This window comes from Parafrankia soli (assembly GCF_001854695.1).
In the GTDB taxonomy this organism is placed as follows: Bacteria; Actinomycetota; Actinomycetes; order Frankiales; family Frankiaceae; genus Parafrankia; species Parafrankia soli.
Window position 1 is genome coordinate 42,662 of the sequence record NZ_MAXA01000202.1, and the last position, 16,860, is coordinate 59,521.

Here is a 16,860-nt window from a genome sequence, read left to right on the forward strand (position 1 = left end):
CGCCTCCCCTACTCCTTCTCGCTCTCTCACCCTTCTCGCCGTTTGATGTGAGGCACGGCCACAGACAACGGTCCGTCGGCCCGGTGTGGTGCGGGAGCCGCGAGCGGGAGGTCGGACAGAGTCCCCCCGTCGCCGTCCTGCCGGTCGCGCGCCCGTGATCCCGAACGCGAGGCCGGACCGGGGCTCTGGAGCTGGGTTCAGAGCTCCGGGGTGAGGGTGGCCAGGAACTCCGTCGTCCGGCGCCGGGAGGCAGCGCGGGCGGCGGGGTCGGTGCCGAGCGGGATGGGCCGGGCCACGAAGTCGGTGACGCCCGCGTCCCGGTAGGCGCGCAGCCGGTCGAGGATGGCGGCCTCGTCCCCGGCGGCCATCACGTCGCCCACGCCGCGGGCGTCGCCGCGCTCGAGCAGCCGCAGGTAGTTCGGTGAGGTCTCGGCGTGACCGAGGGTCTGCTCGGCCAGCTCGCGCGCGGCGTCGACCTCGCTGTTCGGGCACAGTGCCACGGGAACACCGGCGACGACCCGGGGAGCCGGGCGGCCGGCGTCGACCGCGGCCTTCGTGATCCGCGGGACCACGTGGTCACCGACCGCGCGCTCGTCCGCCATCCACAGGACCGTTCCGGTGGCGTTCGCGCCGGCGATGCCCAGCATCACCGGCCCGAGCGCGGCCAGCAGGATCGCGGGCGGGGCGCCGTCGGTGACGTCGAGCGGGCTGTGGACCCGGTAGGTGTCGTTCTCGACGTCGATCCGATTCTGGCCGGCGAACGCCGCGTTCAGCACCTCGAGGTAGTCCCGCGTGAGGTGCGCCGGGCGCTCGTAGCGCAGGCCGAACTGCTCCTCGACGATCCAGTGGTGCGACGGCCCGACCCCCAGCGCGAGGCGCCCGCCGCAGATCGCCTGCGTGGACAGCGCCTGCTGCGCCGTCGCCACCGGGTGCCGTGTCTGGAGCGGGACGACCGCCGTGCCCAGCTCGATCCGCTCGGTCGCCTGCCCCATCAGAGCGACGACGGTGAGCGCGTCGAAGGCGCCGGGCACCTGCGGAATCCACATTGAGGTGAAGCCCAGGCTCTCGGCCGCCCTCGCGTCCGCGACGAAGCCAGCCACCCGCTCCCGGGCCGCCCGGTCCCTGTCCGAGCCGATCATCAGACCGATGCGCATGCGTGAGATCCCCTGTGCCGTCGTACCTGCGGTGAGCGGGTTCCGTGCCGGACCTCACCCGCGGAACAGCATCGAACGATACCCAGCCGGATCGGTGTCAGCGGGCCTTACTTGAGGCCGGAACGGACGAAGGCGCCGACGACGTGCCGCTGCAGGAGCAGGTAGATCCCGAAGATGGGCAGGCAGGCGAGGCCGGAGCCCGCCATCAATCCACCCCAGTCGGGGCCTTCCACGCCGACGAACAGGCCGCGCAGGCCGAGCTGGACGACCGAGTCGGCGCGCTGGAGCACCAGCGCCGGCCAGAAGTAGTCGTTCCAGGCGTTGATGAACAGCACGATGCTGAGCGCGGCCAGCGGGGCGCGCAGGTTGGGCACGACGACCGTCCACAGGATCGACCAGGACGACCGCCCGTCCATGCGGGCGGCGTCGAGCAGGTCGCGGGGGAAGCTGGCCATGTGCTGGCGCAGCAGGAGCACGCCGAGCGCGGAGGCGAGGTTCGGGACGATCACGCCGGCGAGCGTGTTCAGCAGGCCCAGACGGTACAGCAGGGTGTAGTTCGGCAGCATCGTCACCTGGAACGGCACCAGCCACGTCCCGACGAACGCCAGGTAGAGCAGGGTCTGACCGCGGAAGCGCCAGGCGGTGAACGCGTAGGCCGCCAGCAGGCCGACGAGGAGCTGGCCGACGGAGATCAGCGCGGCCACGGCGAACGTGTTGAGGATCAGCCGGCCGATCGGGATGACGTCCCAGACGTGTGTGTAGTTGCCGACGGAGAGCGGCCACGGGAACAGGGAGACGTTGTAGACCTCCTCCGGCCGGCGCAGCGAGGTGGCGTACATCCAGTAGATCGGGAAGATACAGGCGAGGCTCAGCGCGGCGAGGACACCGTGGCCGACGGCGGTGCGCAGCCACACCCGCGCGCCGGTCTCGCCGGCGAGGTCCGCGACGGCGGACGGTTCCCCGCGTGCCGGTGCCGGCGCGGTCGTTTCGGCCACCGCCATGGCGAGCCCCCTTCAGTGATCGTGCCGGCCGTCAGCCGCCTGTCACGCCTCGCCTACGGCCGGCGGGCGTCAGTTGTCGTGGAAGGTCAGTCGGTCGGAGAGGCGGACGAGCCCGGTGGCGACCACCCCGAACGCGACGAAGAACAGCAGTCCGGCGCTGGCCGCGAAGCCGGCGTCGAAGTTCTGGAAGCCCCACTCCCAGAGCAGGTAGTAGACGTTCGTCGTGGCGGAGTCCGGGCCGCCCTGGGTGAGGGTGTCGATCAGCGGGAACGTGAGCTGGCCGGACATCAGCACGGTCATCAGCGCAAGGAACACCAGCGTCGGGGAGAGCAGCGGCAGGGTGATCCACCGGGTGGTCTGCCAGCGCGAGGCCCGGTCGAGCATCGCCGCCGCCGTGTACTCGTCGTCGATGCCCGCCAGGCCGGCGCTGACGACGAGGACGGCGAAGCCGAGCAGGTGCCACCCGGTGATCACGACGATGGCGATCTGCGCCGGCCCCGGCTCGTGGATCCAGTTGATCGGATGTCCGATCAGCCGGTCCACCGCGCCGCTGGTCGGGTCGAGCATCCACTGCCACACCGCGGCGCCCGCCACCGGCGGGACCAGGACCGGCGCGAAGATCATGGCCCGGTAGACGGCGCGGCCGCGGCCGCGGATGGCGGACGTCCACAGGGCGACGACGGTCGGCAGCGCGACGGTGAACAGCAGCAGCGCCAGCGTCATCGCCGCGGTGAGCCACAGGGCGTGCCACAGATCGGGCAGCTCGAGCAGCCGGCGGTAGTTGTCCAGCCCGACGGGTTCCTTCGGCGTGGTCGGCAGGAGGTTCCAGGAGAAGAACGACAGGTTGACCGCGGCGGCGAGCGGCCGGTACGTCCACACCGCCAGGCAGCCGATCGCGGGCAGCAGGAACAGGTACGGCGGCAGCGCCCGCAGCAGCCGCCGGGCCGGCGACGGCCGCGCCGCCGCGACCGGTACGACCGTCGCCGACGGCCGGGGCAGCGCGTCGATCTCGACGAAGGCTCCGGTCATCACCCTTCCTCCAGCTCGCTACGGCAGTTCAGTTCGATACGGCAGGTCGGTGCGGACGGCGTCCCGCCCGCCGCGCGGGACCGGCACGGCGGGCGGGACGGGCACACAGGTGGAACAGGCGGAACAGGCGGACGGTCAGGACCGGGGCAGCAGCTTCGCGGCCTGGTTCTGGGCGTCGGTGAGCGTCTTCTGCGGGTCGGCGCCGCTGTAGACGACGCTCTCGACCGCCTCGAGCATCCCGGTGCGGATCTGGACGTAGTTGTTGCCCGGGAAGGACACCCACGGCTTCAGCTTCGCGAGCTGGTCGACGTTCGGCTGGACCAGCGGGTTCTCCGCGGCCCAGGTCTTCAGCCCGTTCGGGTCGTCGAGCAGCCCGGTGCGCAGCGGCAGGTAGCCGATCTTGCTGGTGATCTGCGTGTAGGCCGCGTCGCTGGTCAGGTAGGTGATCAGCTCCCAGGCGGCCCGCTGCTTCGCGGCGTCCTTGGCGAACATGAACAGCGCCGCCCCGGAGTTCGTCGGCACGACCGGCTTGCCGGTGAAGCTCGGCATGACGGTGGCGCGCAGCGTCCACGGCGGCTTGGCGCCGCCGGCGCCCTTGATGAAGGTGCCCTGCGCCGCGCTGGTCTCGACGATCATGCCGATCTCACCGCGGGCGAACGCCGGGTAGGCCTGGTCCTGCGACAGCTTCGGGCTGGCGCCGGAGTTGACCAGGTCCTGCGCCATCTCGACCGCCTGCACCGCGGGCGCCTCGGCGAAGGTGAGCTTGGTGCGGTCCTCGGAGATCACCGAGCCGCCGTTGGAGGCCACCACCGCCTGGTAGCACCAGTCACCGGAGACCTTGGTGAAGCAGTCGATGTAACCGCCGTTCTTGCCGGTCTTCGCCTTGATGGCCAGCGCGGCGGTCTTGAACTCGTCCCAGGTCGTCGGCGGCTTCTCCGGGTCGAGGCCGGCCTGGGTGAACAGGTCGGCGTTGTAGTAGAGCACCGGGGTGGAGAAGACGAACGGCACACCGTAGGTCTTGCCGTCGACGTCGCCGAGGGTGCGCGCCGTCGGCGCGAACGGGTGGGTGCCGGCGAAGTTCTCCTGGACGGCGTCGCGCCCGACGATGTCGTCGAGCGGCTTCGCGCCGAGCGCGGTCGCGGTGTAGCCGAGGTCGCCGAAGGTGAGCTGGGCGACGTCGGGGGCGTTGCCGGTGGCGATCTGGGCCTGGATGCTGGCGGTCGACGCCGAGCCGTAGCCCTTCAGGGTGGAGGTCTGCGGCTTCTGCGCGGTGACCGAGATGTTCGGGTGGGCCTTCTCGAAGTCGGCGATCAGGCCGTTGAAGGTGTCCGTCCACGGGCCGGGCTGGGCGAGGTTGTAGCTCTCGAAGACGATCGAGACCTTCTGATCCGGCCCGAGCTCGGGCACGACCCCGGCGGTGGACGTTCCGCCCGCGTCGGCGTCGTCGTCGGATCCGCAGGCGGCGAGGGTGAGGGCGAGCGCGGCAGCGCAGGCGGCCGCCACGCCCCGGGCAAAGCGCCGTCGTTTCACGTCGAGCTCCTTTGATGAGTGGTCACGCCGTCGTGGAGTGCCGCGGCCGGCTCGTGGTCGGCCGACTGGCGGTCGGCCAGCGGGCGGTCGGCCAGCGGGCGCCAGGCGAGCCGCCGGCCACTGTGCCGGTCGAACAGGTGGATGTGGTCGCGCGCCGTGGTGAGCGCGACGGGCTGGCCGGCGGCCAGCCCGAGGGGGCGGGCGCCCCGGAAGTGCACGAGGGCGCCGCCGACCGCGCACTGCGCGGACTCCTCGGCGCCGAGGTTCTCCACCGCCCGCACGACACCGCGCAGCCGCGGCATCCCGCCCGGGCCCGCCGGGCCCTCGGCGGCCATCAGGTGGAGGTGTTCGGGCCGGATCCCGAGGATCACGTCGCGGGCCTCGACGTCCTCGCCGGGCCACAGGTCGACCTCGACGTCGTCGGCGAGCACCCGCACCCGGCCGTCGTGGCACTCCACCCGGGCGGGCAGCAGGTTCATCGGCGGGGAGCCGAGGAAGCCGGCGACGAACACCGAGGCCGGGGTGTCGTAGACCTCGGTCGGCGTGCCGAGCTGCTCGAGGCGCCCGTCGTCGAGCATCGCGATCCGGGTCGCGAGGCTGAGCGCCTCGACCTGGTCGTGGGTGACGTAGAGGACGGTGCTGCCGAGGGTCTCGTGCAGCATCCGGAACTGGGCCCGGGTCGCCTGGCGCAGCTTGGCGTCCAGGTTCGACAGCGGCTCGTCCATCAGGAACGCCCGCGGGTCGCGGATGATCGCCCGGCCGACGGCGACCCGCTGGCGCTGGCCGCCGGAGAGCTCCCGCGGCCGGCGGTCGAGCAGCGGGCCGAGCTCGAGCAGCGCGGCGACCTCCTCGACCCGGCGGCGGACCTCGGCGCGGGGCGTGCGGGCCGCGCGCAGCGGGAAGCCGATGTTGCGGGCCACGGTCAGGTGCGGGTACAGGGCGTAGCTCTGGAAGACCATCGCCAGGTCGCGCCGGGCGGGCGGGGCGTGGGTGATGTCCCGGCCGTCGAGCAGCACCCGGCCGCCGGACGGCGTGATCAGGCCGGCGACGAGCCGCAGCAGGGTGGACTTCCCGCAGCCGCTCGGGCCGAGCAGCACCAGGAACTCGCCGTCGGCGATGTCGAGGCTGACGCCGTCCACGGCGACGACGTCGCCGTATCTCTTCGTCAGCCCGTCGAGCTCGATCCTGCCCACGGTGGTGGCTCCTCCCCGACACAGCACTGACGTTCCGCCGTCCACACGCCTGGGACGGGCCGTCCCGGCAGCGTTTGTGCCGGCCGTCCTCCCTGGTCAGACCCCTTGTCCGGCGGCTGAAGAATATGAGCGGAACGAGTTTTCAGGGAAGGCCCATTGCACATTCGGATGAACCGATTGGCGACATGGATTACCAGCCACACAAAACGACCGCTGGAATAGCGGTGGAAATCCTCGGGGTGTATTTCAGATGTCCAGGACGAGACGTCCGCCCAGGCCGCGCGAGACGCAGACCATCATCGTCCGGCCGCCGTCGCGCTCGGCCGGGGTCAGGACGGTGTCACGGTGGTCGACACCGCCCTCGACCACCGGCGTCTCGCAGGTGCCGCATGTACCGTCCCGGCAGGAGGAGGTGACGGCGGCCCCGGCCGCCTCCAGCACCTCCAGGACCGACTGCCCGGGCCCGACCCGCAGCACCCGCCCGCTACGGGCCAGGCGCAGCTCGAAGGCGCCGTCGGTGTCGCGGTGGGCGGGCTCGGCGGGGTGGAACCGCTCGACGTGCAGGGCGCTGGCGGGCCACTGCGCGCAGTGCCCCTCGATGGCCCCGAGCAGACCCTCGGGCCCGCAGCAGTAGACCGCCGTCTCCTCGTGCTCGCCGGAGGCACGCAGGCCATCCAGGACGGGGCCGAGGGGAAGCAGCCCGTGGGTGTCCTGCGGGTGCAGGACGACCCGGTCGCCGTGGCGGGCGAGGTCGTCGGCGAAGGCCATCGCCGCGCGGTGGCGCCCGCCGTAGAGCAGCCGCCACTCGGCGCCGCGCGCGGCGAGCTCGTCGATCATCGGCAGCAGCGGGGTGACGCCGATCCCGCCGGCGACCAGCAGGTAGCGCGGCGCGGCGACCAGGGGGAACGCGTTGCGCGGCTGCCCGACCGGCAGCAGCGCGCTGACACCGACCCGGTCGTGCAGGTGCACCGAACCGCCGCGGCCGGCGGCCTCCCGCAGCACCGCGATCCGCCAGTGGTGGCGATCCGCTGGATCACCGCACAGCGAGTACTGCCGCACCGTCCCCGGCCGCACCGTGACGTCGACATGCGCGCCGGGTGTCCAGGGCGGCAATGCCGCGCCGGTCGGATCGGCCAGATCGAAACAGACGACATCCTCGGCGACGTGGCGGCGGGCGCGGACCGTCAGCGTCAGCGTCTGCCGCTGTTCGGCTCGATCCACGGTGGACGGGGACGAGGACACAGGCGACCTCCGACGGAAATCCCACTTCGGACCGGGGCCTAGTTCAGGCGATTTCCTGCGACGGTAACGGCGTTTACTGCCGGGCGGACCGGCGCGGGCGCGACCATCGGGATATTCGATCGCCCCCGCTCCCGCACCCAATCGACCTTCTCCTCAGGCGTCTCGGCGGATTCCCAGTCGCCGGCCGCGCTTTCCAGGCTCTCGAGCAGCGTTTCGACCAGCCGGGTGCGCGGCGGACGCCACACCACATGGACGGGCAGGGTCGGAACGGGGTCGACCAGTGGAACCGCCCGCGATCCGGCGATTCCCAGCGCGCGTTCCCGGGACGCGAAGCCGACCACCGGGCGGGTGGTCACCAGCAGCGCGCTCGCCCCCGGGTCGTCGACCTCGGCGACGACCCGCAGCTTGATCCGGGCCCGGTCGGCCGACCGGGAGATCGTGTCGTACAGCGCGGGGCACTGCGCCCGGTGGAACAGCAGGCAGCCCTGCCGTTCCAGCTCGCAGAACGGCACCTGGTCGCGCTCGGCCCACTCGTGGTGCTCGCCGACGACGGCCAGGATGCGGACCCGCAGCACCTCCATCGAGTGCAGGCTCGAGGTCGGCGGCAGGCCGAAGATGAAGCCGACGTCGAGCTCCCCGCTGAGCAGGCTCTTGATCTGCGGCCCGGTCCGCCGCTCCCACAGCCGGGGCTGCAGGCCCGGGTGGGAGTTGTGCAGGCGGGCCAGCGTGGGCGGGAGAATCCGGTGCCCGGCCGGCAGGTTGAACCCGATGTTGATTTTCCCGGCGCGGCCGGCGGCGGTGTCGCGGGTGATTTCGAGGGTGCGGCGCTTCAGCTCGAGGATTCTCTTGGCCTCACCCCGGAAGGCCTGGCCCGCGGGGGTGAGACGGACCTCACGCGAGGTGCGGGCGACCAGTTGCACGCCGACCTCGCGCTCGAGACGGGCGAGATGCTGGCTCAGTGAGGGCTGCGTCAGGTTCAGTCGCCGGGCGGCCCGGCCAAAATGGACTTCTTCGGCGATGGCAAGGAAAGAAACCAGATGTCGAAACTCCACGAACTTCCTCCCTAATCCCCCAATCGGCAAGTATAGCCAGCAGGGGTAACAGGCGATGAAGTCGGAGTAAGGTGCGAGTAATTGTTCGGAATACATGGCGCTGCGGGCGGCCACCACCGAGACGGCACAGAACCTTTCACATTGTAACAATCCGGACCTGAAATGTGTTCTGCATCTCAATTCATGGAATTGCCGTATCGCCGGGACCGAAGTGCGGATCAGCCAGATCAGCCGGGTCGGCCGGTGACCCGCACAGGCAGCGACGACATCCCACGGACGACGATGTTCGGCCGGTACGGCGGCGGATCGGCCAGCAGGGTCATCCCGGTCAGGCGGGTGGCGATGCCCCGCAGCGCCTCACCGACCTCGAGCCGGACCAACGGGGCGCCCAGGCAGTAGTGCAGGCCCATCCCAAGGGCGAGATGGCGGCTCACCCGCGCGCCGCCCGCGTAGCGGTCGACGAGGAACTCGTCAGGCCGGTCGAAGGCGCGGGGGTCACGGTTGGCCGAGCCGAGCATGCAGATGACGGCCTCGCCGGGGGCGAACGTCCGGCCCGCCACGGTCACCTCCGCCCGGGCGGTGCGCGTGGTCACCTGCGCCGGCGCGTCGAACCGCAGGATCTCCTCCACCGCGGGCAGCGCGAGCCCGGGATCGCGCCGCAGCGCGTCGAGCTGCGCGGGGTCGCGCAGCAGCGCGAGCACCCCGTTGCCGATCAGGTTGACGGTGGTCTCGTGCCCGGCGACCACGAGGATCAGCAGGGTGCCGAGCAGCTCGGTCGTGGTGAGCCGGTCACCCTCGGCATGCACCTGGGCGAGCGCGCTGATCAGATCGTCGCGGGGGTCGGCCCGGCGGGCGGTGACGAGCGCGCCGAAGAACTCGCGGAACTCCTCCACGGCGGCGGTCCGCGCGGCGAGCTCGGCCGGTGAGAGCAGGACGTCGGGGTCGAGCCCGCGCGCGATCCCGGCCGACATCCGGCGCACCGCGGGGTGCTCGGAGACAGGCACCCCGAGCAGCTCGCAGATCATGGTCAGCGGCAGCGGGTAGGCGAGCCCCTCGATCAGGTCCAGCTCCCCCGCCGCCAGGGCGTCGTCGATCAGCCCGTCCACGACCTGGCGGGCCAGCGGGCGGGTCGCCTCGATGGTCCGCGGGGTGAACGCCCGACTCACCAGGCCGCGCAGCCGGGTGTGGTCCGGCGGCTCCATCCACAGGAACGAGCCGGGCAGCTCGACGTCACTGTCCGGGTGGAGCAGCTCCGACTCCTCGGCGTGGCTCCACACCGGGTCGGCGAGGATGGCGGCGCACTCGGCATGGCCGGGGACGAGCATGGTGCCGGCCAGCGGGCCCGGTAGGAAGGTGCCGGCCCGGCGCAGCGTGCCGTACGCGGGATAGGGGTCATGCCGCCACGCCGGATCGAAGGACTCGATCACGGCCTGCGCGAGCGCAGCCTCCGCGTCGGGCACCGCGGGCGCACCGGGCGCGCCCGCGACAGCGTGCGGCGCACTCGTGGCAGCCTGCGGTGTGCTCGTGGCGGGGCCCGTCACGCCGGCCCCGCGGCCGGCTCCGTGCTCGGCCCCGCGGCGGGGCCGGCGACCTCGAACAGCAGGCAGGTGGACGAACCGTGCGCGACCAGGGCACCGGCCGGGTTGGTGACGCGGGCCTCGACCGTCGCCGTGCGGCGCCCGACGTGGACGGCCGTCGCGACGCAGGTGAGCATGCCGCCGTCCAGCGCGACCGGCCGGATGAAGTTCACCTTCAGCTCCAGCGTCGTGTAAAGCACTCCGGCGGGCAGGCGAGTGTAGACCGCGCTGCCCATCGCGGTGTCCATCAGGGTGCTGATAACCCCGCCGTGCACGGTCATCATCGCGTTCGCCGCGGCCGGCGACGGGGTGAGCGTCCAGGTGGACGAGCCGTCGCCCAGCTCGGCGAGCGTGACGCCGAGGGAGTGGCCGACGCCGATGCCGGCCCGCAGCCCGTGCTCGACGAGATCGGCGAGATCACGCAGGCGCCGGGCCTGATCAGGCGGGTCGGCCGCGACGACGGTGTCGGTGGTGCGGTCCCGGTCCAAGGTTCGGTCCATGGTCGGCGGTCTCCCGGTGCGTCGGTGTCGACCAACGAGTCGTCGCGCTGCATCGTGACCCCGGCCGAGCGCGGATGGCGAGCCCCATTGGCATCTCGTATCGATCCATCAGCGACGCCCGGCAGCCGGCGACCGACGGTCCGCGGCCGGCGGTGGACGGTCAGCTGTCGACGGGGCGCAATCGTCCGATTGGACTCGGCACTGGGCGCTGTCTCCCGGCGCCGCCGTCCTGCATCGTGCGTGCCGCGGAGTGAGTGCACCCGTGCGCGCGGGCGCGGCCGCACGCACCGCGCCGACGTAGGAGTGGGAGAGCCATGGTCGCCGCCGAGGTCACCGCAGGGGTCGCCGCCGAGTCCGCCCCGGTGGAGTTCACCGCGTTCCATCCGACCCACAAGGCCGATCCGTACGCCGTCTACCAGCGGGTGCGGGAGGCCCGGCCGCTGTGCCCGTTCATGCTCGGCGACATCCCGGTGACAGTGCTCACCCGGTACGCCGACTGCGAGGCGGTGCTGCAGAGCGACGACTGGGTGCACGGCTACGACGCCGGCATCAGCCCGTTCCGGGACGGCGCGGCGAGCGCCCCGCGGTCGTTCCTGCGGATGGACCCGCCGGACCACACCCGGCTGCGCGGGCTGGTCAACAAGGCGTTCACGCCGCGGATCGTCAACCAGATGGCACCGGGCATCCAGGCCCTCGCCGACCGGCTGGTGGACGACGCGCTGGCCACCGGGAGCCTCGACGTCATCAGCGGGTACGCGGCCCTGATCGCGAGCGCGACCCTCGGTCACCTGCTGGGCGTCCCGGACGACGTCGGCGCGTCGCTGCGCGGCTGGGCGCTGGCCATCGCCCGCGGCACCGACCCCGACAACCTGCTCACCGAGGCCGAGCTCGTCGCACGCCGGCAGGCCACCCAGGATTTCCAGGCCTACTTCGAGGAGCTGATCGCGCAGCGCCGGGCGAACCCCACCGACGACCTGATCAGCCGGATGGCCGCGGCCCGCGACCGCGACGACGCGCTCAGCGAGCTCGAGCTGCTCGGCGTCTCGTCGCTGCTCGTCGTGGCAGGGATGGAGACGTCCATCAACTACGTCGGGTCGGCGGTGCTCTCGCTGCTGCGCCACCCCGACCAGCTGGCGCTGCTGCGCGCCCGGCCGGAGCTGCTCCCCTCCGCGGTGGAGGAGGTGCTGCGCTACGACCCGCCGACGCAGTTCACCATGCGCACCGCGTGCCGCCGGACCGAGCTGGCCGGGCACACGTTCGCCCGCGGCGACGGCGTCCTGCTGGTCAGCGCCGCCGCCGGCCGGGACCCGGCGGCGTTCACCGACCCCGACCGGTTCGACATCACCCGCTACCACGGGCCGCGCCCGGCCCGCCGGCACCTGGGCTTCAGCGTCGGCATCCACTTCTGCCTGGGCGCCCCGCTCGCCCGGATCGAGGCGGCGGCGGCCATCGGGGCCCTCGTCCGGCGCACAACCACCCTGGAGCTCGCCGTCGACGAGGCCGAGCTGGTCTACCTGCCCAGCCTCATCCACCGCGCGCTGGCCACCCTCCCGGTGCGGGTACGCTGAGCGAAGCCGGCGGGGATGCTGAGGGGGCGGGCGAGCCTAGCCGAGCGGCCAGGAAATTCGTGGCAGTACGTACTCGGACGGGTCGTTTGTCTCGCGCCCGCGCCGGATGGGAGACTTCGACTGTCGACGTCGAAGGGAGCGGTACAGACCGTGAGTGAGCTCGAGACCAAGGACTTCTTCCGGGACGAGGAGCTCGTCGCGGACCCGTACCCGTTCCTTGAGGCGATGCGCGGGAAGTGCCCCGTGCAGCGCGAGAATCACCACGACGTGGTGATGGTGACGGGGTACGACGAGGCGGTCCAGGTCTTCCACGACTCGGCGACCTTCTCCTCGTGCGTCTCGGTGACGGGTCCGTTCCCGGGTTTCCCCGTCCCGCTCGAGGGCGACGACGTCACCGAGCTGATCGAGCGGCACCGCGGTGAGCTGCCGATGAACGACCAGCTCCCCACGCTCGACCCGCCCACGCACACCGCGCACCGCGCGCTGCTGATGCGGCTGATCACGCCGAAGCGCCTCAAGGAGAACGAGGCGCAGATGTGGCGGCTCGTCGACCAGATGGTCGAGCCGTACCTGGCCGGCGGCGAGGGCGAGTTCATCACCGGCTTCGCCGGGCCGTTCACCCTGCTGGTGATCGCCGATCTGCTGGGCGTGCCCGAGGAGGACCAGGAGGAGTTCCTCGACCGCCTCCAGCGCCAGCCGCAGGAGAGCGGCGGCATCGGCAGCACCGGCGACGACCACATGGCGCACAACCCGCTGGAGTTCCTCTACAACAAGTTCACCGCCTACATCGAGGACCGCCGGCGCGAGCCCCGCGAGGACGTCCTCACCGGGCTGGCGCTGGCGACGTTCCCCGACGGGTCGACCCCGGAGGTCATCGACGCCGTCCGGGTCGCGGCCAACCTGTTCTCCGCCGGGCAGGAGACCACCGTCCGGCTACTCTCCTCGGCACTGAAGATCCTCGCCGAGGACCGCGAGCTCCAGCAGCTGCTGCGGGCCGAGCCGGACCGCGTCGGCAACTTCATCGAGGAGACGCTGCGGCTGGAGAGCCCGGTCAAGGGCGACTTCCGGCTCTCCCGGGTGCCGACCACCGTCGGCGGCGTCGACCTGCCCGCCGGCACCACGGTCATGGTCGTCAACGGCGCCGCGAACCGCGACCCGCGCCGCTTCGAGAACCCGAGCGTGTTCGACGTCGCCCGCCCGAACGCCCGCCACCACGTGGCGTTCGGCCGTGGCATCCACACCTGCCCCGGCGCCCCGCTCGCCCGCGCCGAGGCGCGTGCGAGCATCGAGCGGCTGCTCGAGCGCACCACCGACATCCGGATCTCCGAAAGCGTGCACGGCCCCGCGGACGACCGCCGGTACAGCTACCTGCCCACCTTCATCCTGCGTGGGCTGACGCACCTCAACCTCGAGTTCACCCTCGCAGAGAGCAAGACGCCATGAAAGTCACTGTTGACGCCGACGGCTGCTGCGGGCATTCCACCTGCTGCACGCTGTGCCCCGAGGTCTTCACCCTCAGCGACGACGGCTACGCGGTAGTCGAGGTCGACGAGGTCCCCGCGGAGTTCGAGAAGGCTGTGCGGGAGGCCGTCGCGAACTGCCCCGAACGGGCCATCACCGCAAGCTGACGTCACGCCGGGCCGGCGGTCTCGCCGCGGGCCCGGCGCTCGTCCGCTCACCGCGGGTCGAGGTCGCGGGCGGTCAGCGCCCGGCCGGGCAGCGAGGCGTCCGACCGGGCGCGGAGTCCGTCGAGGATGACGGCGCGGGCCCGGTCATAGGCGGCGTCGGCCAGCGCACCGGGCATCTCCTGCAGCCCGCGCAGCAGCAGCCAGAACAGGTGGATGACGTCGCCGGTGCCGACGTCCGGGCGCAGCGAACCCTCCTGCTGCGCCGCACTCACGAGGCTGTCGATCAGCGCCGTGAGCTCGCCACGGATCCGCAGAACCACCGGGTCCGCCCGGATGGCCTCGCCGGTTGCGGGCAGGAACAGGTACGGGATGCGCAGCGTGATTCGGAGCTCCCGGGAGCCGGCGGGCGTCCGCACGGAGCCGGGCCGGGGGTGACGCCGCCATGGCCCGCGACTCCTCTCCTCGCCGAGCGCTGCCTGTCACCGAGCTCTGTCGGTCACCGAGCTCTCTCTGTTACGAGCTCTGCCTGTCATGGAGCGCTGTCTGTCGCCGGGCGGTGGCAACGCGACGACTCCGGTGCCGCCCCGGTCGTGGCTGCCGTTCGGACGGCGACCGGGACCGGTTCGGCACCGGAGAACGTTACGCGCTGGATGTACTGAGCCGCAGCCCGATCAGGCGACGGGGGTCGGCTTCGGGTCCGACCAGTTGCGGTTGGCGTTCGACCAGCAGACGAACGGGTCCTTCTTCGTCCCGCCGACCACCTGGAACTTGCCACCCCTCACCTGGACGATGGCGATGTGTTCCACCTGTACCCGGAGTGCGGGCCGCACCCGCGGAACGCGCCGGAACGCACCGTCCGAATGATCAGCCTCGCACGGCCGCCGCCGGCGCGGCCCGGAGTGGACGGGGCCGGCGAGGCGATCGGTTTATCCGGCTGGGCGCCGCCACTACTGTCCGGGTGGTGACATACGCGAACGTCAACGGCCTGCGCATCGGCTACGACCTGATCGGCGACAGCGGGCGGACCTGGGTGCTCACCCTGGGCGGCCGCTTCACCAGGCAGACCCCCGGGCTGCCGGAGCTCGCCCGCGCCCTCGCCGCGCAGGGCGACCGGGTGCTGCTGTGGGACCGCCCGAACACCGGCGAGTCCGACGTCTGCCTCGCAGGCCCGAGCGAGCCGCGGATGCAGGCCGACACCCTCGCCGCGCTCCTGACGGAGCTCGACCTCGGGCCGGCGGTGCTCGCCGGCGCCACGGTCGGCTCGCACGTCTCGCTGCTCACCGCCGCGCATCACCCCGAGGTCGTCGCCGGCCTGTCCCTGTGGTGGATCAGCGGCGGCGTCATGGGCCTCATGATCCTCGCGAACGTCTACTACACACCGGCCATCACGGCCGCGTGGACGACCGGCATGGAGGCGGTGGCGGCGCTGCCCGACTGGGCCCCGCTGCTCGACCAGAACGAGCGGAACCGCAGCCACGTCCTCGAACAGGACAGGGAGACCTTCCTCGCCACCATGCAACAGTGGATGGCCGCCTACTGCCCACGGCCGGGCGAGCAGGTGCCGGGCCTGCCGGACGAGCTCGCGCGCGCCATCACCGCCCCCGCACTCGTCTTCCGCGGCGGCGCGAGCGATCCCTTCCACCCGCGGGCGACGTCGGAGGCGCTGGCCGGCCTGCTGCCGAACGCCCGGCTGGTCGAGCCACCCTGGGGGGACCGTGAGTACCTCGACCGCCAGGCCGAACGGGAGAGCGCCGGTGGCCTGTTCGTCCGCTGGCCGCTGCTGGCCACGGCGATGCGGGAGTGGGCCGGCGAGACGCTCGCCTGACTCCGGGCCTGGGCCGGGGGTCAGGACGTCGCGGCCTCGTCGGGAATCCAGAGGATGTTGCGGGCCCGGAGCAGGTCGACGACGCGCTCACCGTGCTGCTGGAGGAGCGAGACGAACGCCGCGTTGGAGCGCTCCCCGTCACGCGCCCGCACGGCTCGGGAGACCGCCGTGATCCCCTTCTTCTGCAGGTCGATCGTGCCCGGCACCAGCTCGAAGAAGTTGCCGGGGATGATGCCGTTCATCTGCCGGCTCATCGCCTTCAGGCGTGACGACCGCGCGAGCGCGAAGATCTGGCGCAGGAACATCTCGTTCGCGTCCCGGACGGTGGTGGGATCGGTCGCGGCCCGCAACGCGCGCTCGGCCGTCTGCACCCGGGCCAGCCCGTCGTCGTCGCCGCGTTCGGTGGCGCGCTGCGCGGCGTAGCCGTAGAGCAGGCCGATGAGCCCGTAGTGGTCGCGGACGGAGTTCTCGTCCAGGCCGTGGACGAACGCGCCGCGGTGCAGCTCGTTCGTCACCCAGCCCTCCTGGTCGAGGACGATGATGGCCTCGCGGACGGGAATCCGGCTCACCCCGAGATCCTCCGCGATCTCGTCCTGCCGGACATGGTCGCCCTGACGCAGCTCACCGGAGCAAATCAGGTTCCGGATGTAGTCCGCCACCTGGGCGCCGCTGCTGCGCCGGTCGATCGCGGCACGCCGCTGCGTCGCGGTCGGGGTCGGGGTCGACGCGGCTCGACCTTGGGGAGGTATTGCGGGCTCCTTCGACGCGGCGGCGCCGCTGAAGGAGACACCTCCACCGCGTCACCCGGCGCCGAGGCGGCCGCAGCCCGTCGATCGTATCGATCGATCGGGGGCGCGGGCGAACCGCCCACCCGGCCCGCATGGCGAACCGGGTGGCCTGGCCAGTGCCTGGACCAGGGAGAACGGATCGGGCAGCCGGACGGCCGCCGGCCTACCGGAGCGCGGGAGCGAGCCGGCGCCACTGCTCGCGTGGAAAGGCCTTCGGGTCGGCGGTGAGAACCTGGACGCAGACGAGGATCACCGTCTGCTCGGGGAGCACGAGGGGCCCGGCTCCCAGGCTGTCGCGTGCCTGCCGGGTGTGCTCGGGCGTCACGAGGTACGGATGTACGCCGCGCGCCCTCGGCGGCCCCGGCCCCGGCGGCAGGCGGCCCGACGGGAGCCGTCCGGTCCACCGACGAGGTCCGGGCGGCCTCGGCGCGCTCGGGCCGCCCGGGGGCGTCGTCGAGCGGCGCACCGGCCCCGCGGGCGTAGATGACCTGCTCGTTCCAGGCGCGCAGGTCCGCGACGTCCACCTGCTCCCGTCGGCGGACCTCGTCCGGCCAGTCCGTGAGAAAGACGTCCGCGCGGCTGGCGAGGCCCCGGAGCACCCGGCGACCCACTGCGCCAGCACCGCCCCGGCGGTGGGGACGAAGACCCAGGAGGCAAGTTCGACGACCCGTACGCCGGCCATGACGCCGGTCGTCTCGCCGCCCTCCGCCGGTCCCACGGCTGGAAGATCCATACATTGCCCGTCCAATGGTCGCCTCGGCCGGCGGTCGATG

Annotated in this window: 16 protein-coding genes and 1 pseudogene; 4 read left to right on the forward strand and 13 right to left on the reverse strand. The window is 72.3% G+C overall.

Translation table 11 applies throughout. From position 1 onward, the window contains the following. Window positions 1-197 precede the first annotated feature (197 nt). The 9 genes from BBK14_RS15685 to BBK14_RS15725 form a co-directional block, all read right to left on the reverse strand. Window positions 198-1,154 carry a TIGR03564 family F420-dependent LLM class oxidoreductase gene (locus BBK14_RS15685; protein WP_071063228.1) on the reverse strand — a complete coding sequence of 319 codons (957 nt, stop codon included), beginning with the start codon at window positions 1,152-1,154 and terminating at the stop codon, window positions 198-200. A 107-nt stretch (window positions 1,155-1,261) separates the two neighbouring features. Further along, window positions 1,262-2,155 carry a carbohydrate ABC transporter permease gene (locus BBK14_RS15690; protein ID WP_198541302.1) on the reverse strand — a complete coding sequence of 298 codons (894 nt, stop codon included), beginning with the start codon at window positions 2,153-2,155 and terminating at the stop codon, window positions 1,262-1,264. A 69-nt stretch (window positions 2,156-2,224) separates the two neighbouring features. Beyond that, window positions 2,225-3,184: a carbohydrate ABC transporter permease gene (locus tag BBK14_RS15695; protein ID WP_071063230.1), complete on the reverse strand. Its 960-nt coding sequence runs from the start codon at window positions 3,182-3,184 to the stop codon at window positions 2,225-2,227. A 135-nt stretch (window positions 3,185-3,319) separates the two neighbouring features. Next, window positions 3,320-4,714 carry an ABC transporter substrate-binding protein gene (locus tag BBK14_RS15700; RefSeq protein WP_071063232.1) on the reverse strand — a complete coding sequence of 465 codons (1,395 nt, stop codon included), beginning with the start codon at window positions 4,712-4,714 and terminating at the stop codon, window positions 3,320-3,322. Further along, window positions 4,711-5,907 (reverse strand): ABC transporter ATP-binding protein, encoded by a 1,197-nt coding sequence (locus BBK14_RS15705; RefSeq protein ID WP_071063233.1) that lies wholly within the window; start codon window positions 5,905-5,907, stop codon window positions 4,711-4,713. The genes BBK14_RS15700 and BBK14_RS15705 overlap by 4 nt, the downstream gene beginning before the upstream one ends. Before the next feature lie 246 nt (window positions 5,908-6,153). Beyond that, entirely contained in the window at window positions 6,154-7,149 is a 996-nt protein-coding gene (locus BBK14_RS15710; protein WP_116430084.1) for a PDR/VanB family oxidoreductase, read from the reverse strand. A gap of 38 nt (window positions 7,150-7,187) precedes the next feature. Continuing rightward, window positions 7,188-8,318 carry a LysR family transcriptional regulator gene (locus tag BBK14_RS15715; RefSeq protein ID WP_235013932.1) on the reverse strand — a complete coding sequence of 377 codons (1,131 nt, stop codon included), beginning with the start codon at window positions 8,316-8,318 and terminating at the stop codon, window positions 7,188-7,190. 110 nt (window positions 8,319-8,428) lie between these two features. Continuing rightward, complete coding sequence (locus BBK14_RS15720; RefSeq protein ID WP_083390989.1) at window positions 8,429-9,742, reverse strand: cytochrome P450; 1,314 nt, start codon at window positions 9,740-9,742, stop codon at window positions 8,429-8,431. Then, a complete protein-coding gene (locus BBK14_RS15725) occupies window positions 9,739-10,278 on the reverse strand; it encodes a PaaI family thioesterase (protein WP_071063239.1) in 540 nt (179 codons plus the stop codon). The genes BBK14_RS15720 and BBK14_RS15725 overlap by 4 nt, the downstream gene beginning before the upstream one ends. Before the next feature lie 314 nt (window positions 10,279-10,592). Between BBK14_RS15725 and BBK14_RS15730 the strand changes: the two genes are divergently transcribed. The 3 genes from BBK14_RS15730 to BBK14_RS15740 all read left to right on the forward strand — a co-directional run bounded on the left by BBK14_RS15730 (window position 10,593) and on the right by BBK14_RS15740 (window position 13,474). Next, window positions 10,593-11,846 (forward strand): cytochrome P450, encoded by a 1,254-nt coding sequence (locus BBK14_RS15730; RefSeq protein ID WP_071063241.1) that lies wholly within the window; start codon window positions 10,593-10,595, stop codon window positions 11,844-11,846. 150 nt (window positions 11,847-11,996) lie between these two features. After that, window positions 11,997-13,289, forward strand: coding sequence for a cytochrome P450 (locus BBK14_RS15735; protein ID WP_020461462.1), 1,293 nt, complete (start codon window positions 11,997-11,999; stop codon window positions 13,287-13,289). Further along, the gene (locus BBK14_RS15740; protein ID WP_020461461.1) at window positions 13,286-13,474 is read left to right on the forward strand and encodes a ferredoxin; all 189 of its coding nucleotides are present in this window, start codon (window positions 13,286-13,288) and stop codon (window positions 13,472-13,474) included. Before BBK14_RS15735 ends, BBK14_RS15740 begins: the two co-directional genes overlap by 4 nt. 47 nt (window positions 13,475-13,521) lie before the next feature. Here the strand turns inward: BBK14_RS15740 and BBK14_RS15745 are convergent, their stop codons facing one another. Further along, window positions 13,522-13,890 (reverse strand): SbtR family transcriptional regulator, encoded by a 369-nt coding sequence (locus BBK14_RS15745; RefSeq protein ID WP_083390990.1) that lies wholly within the window; start codon window positions 13,888-13,890, stop codon window positions 13,522-13,524. Window positions 13,891-14,145: 255 nt separating this feature from the next. Next, window positions 14,146-14,304 carry a hypothetical protein gene (locus tag BBK14_RS38950; RefSeq protein ID WP_198541303.1) on the reverse strand — a complete coding sequence of 53 codons (159 nt, stop codon included), beginning with the start codon at window positions 14,302-14,304 and terminating at the stop codon, window positions 14,146-14,148. Window positions 14,305-14,435: 131 nt separating this feature from the next. Between BBK14_RS38950 and BBK14_RS15750 the strand changes: the two genes are divergently transcribed. Continuing rightward, window positions 14,436-15,299, forward strand: a complete 864-nt coding sequence (locus BBK14_RS15750) for an alpha/beta fold hydrolase (protein ID WP_198541304.1) — start codon at window positions 14,436-14,438, stop codon at window positions 15,297-15,299. 20 nt (window positions 15,300-15,319) lie between these two features. On the opposite strand, the gene BBK14_RS15755 is transcribed toward BBK14_RS15750, so the two are convergent. After that, a complete protein-coding gene (locus BBK14_RS15755; RefSeq protein WP_071063245.1) occupies window positions 15,320-15,958 on the reverse strand; it encodes a GntR family transcriptional regulator in 639 nt (212 codons plus the stop codon). Window positions 15,959-16,250: 292 nt separating this feature from the next. After that, window positions 16,251-16,439 (reverse strand): annotated as a pseudogene (locus BBK14_RS35390) (LLM class F420-dependent oxidoreductase); the annotation flags it as partial. Window positions 16,440-16,860: the final 421 nt, after the last annotated feature.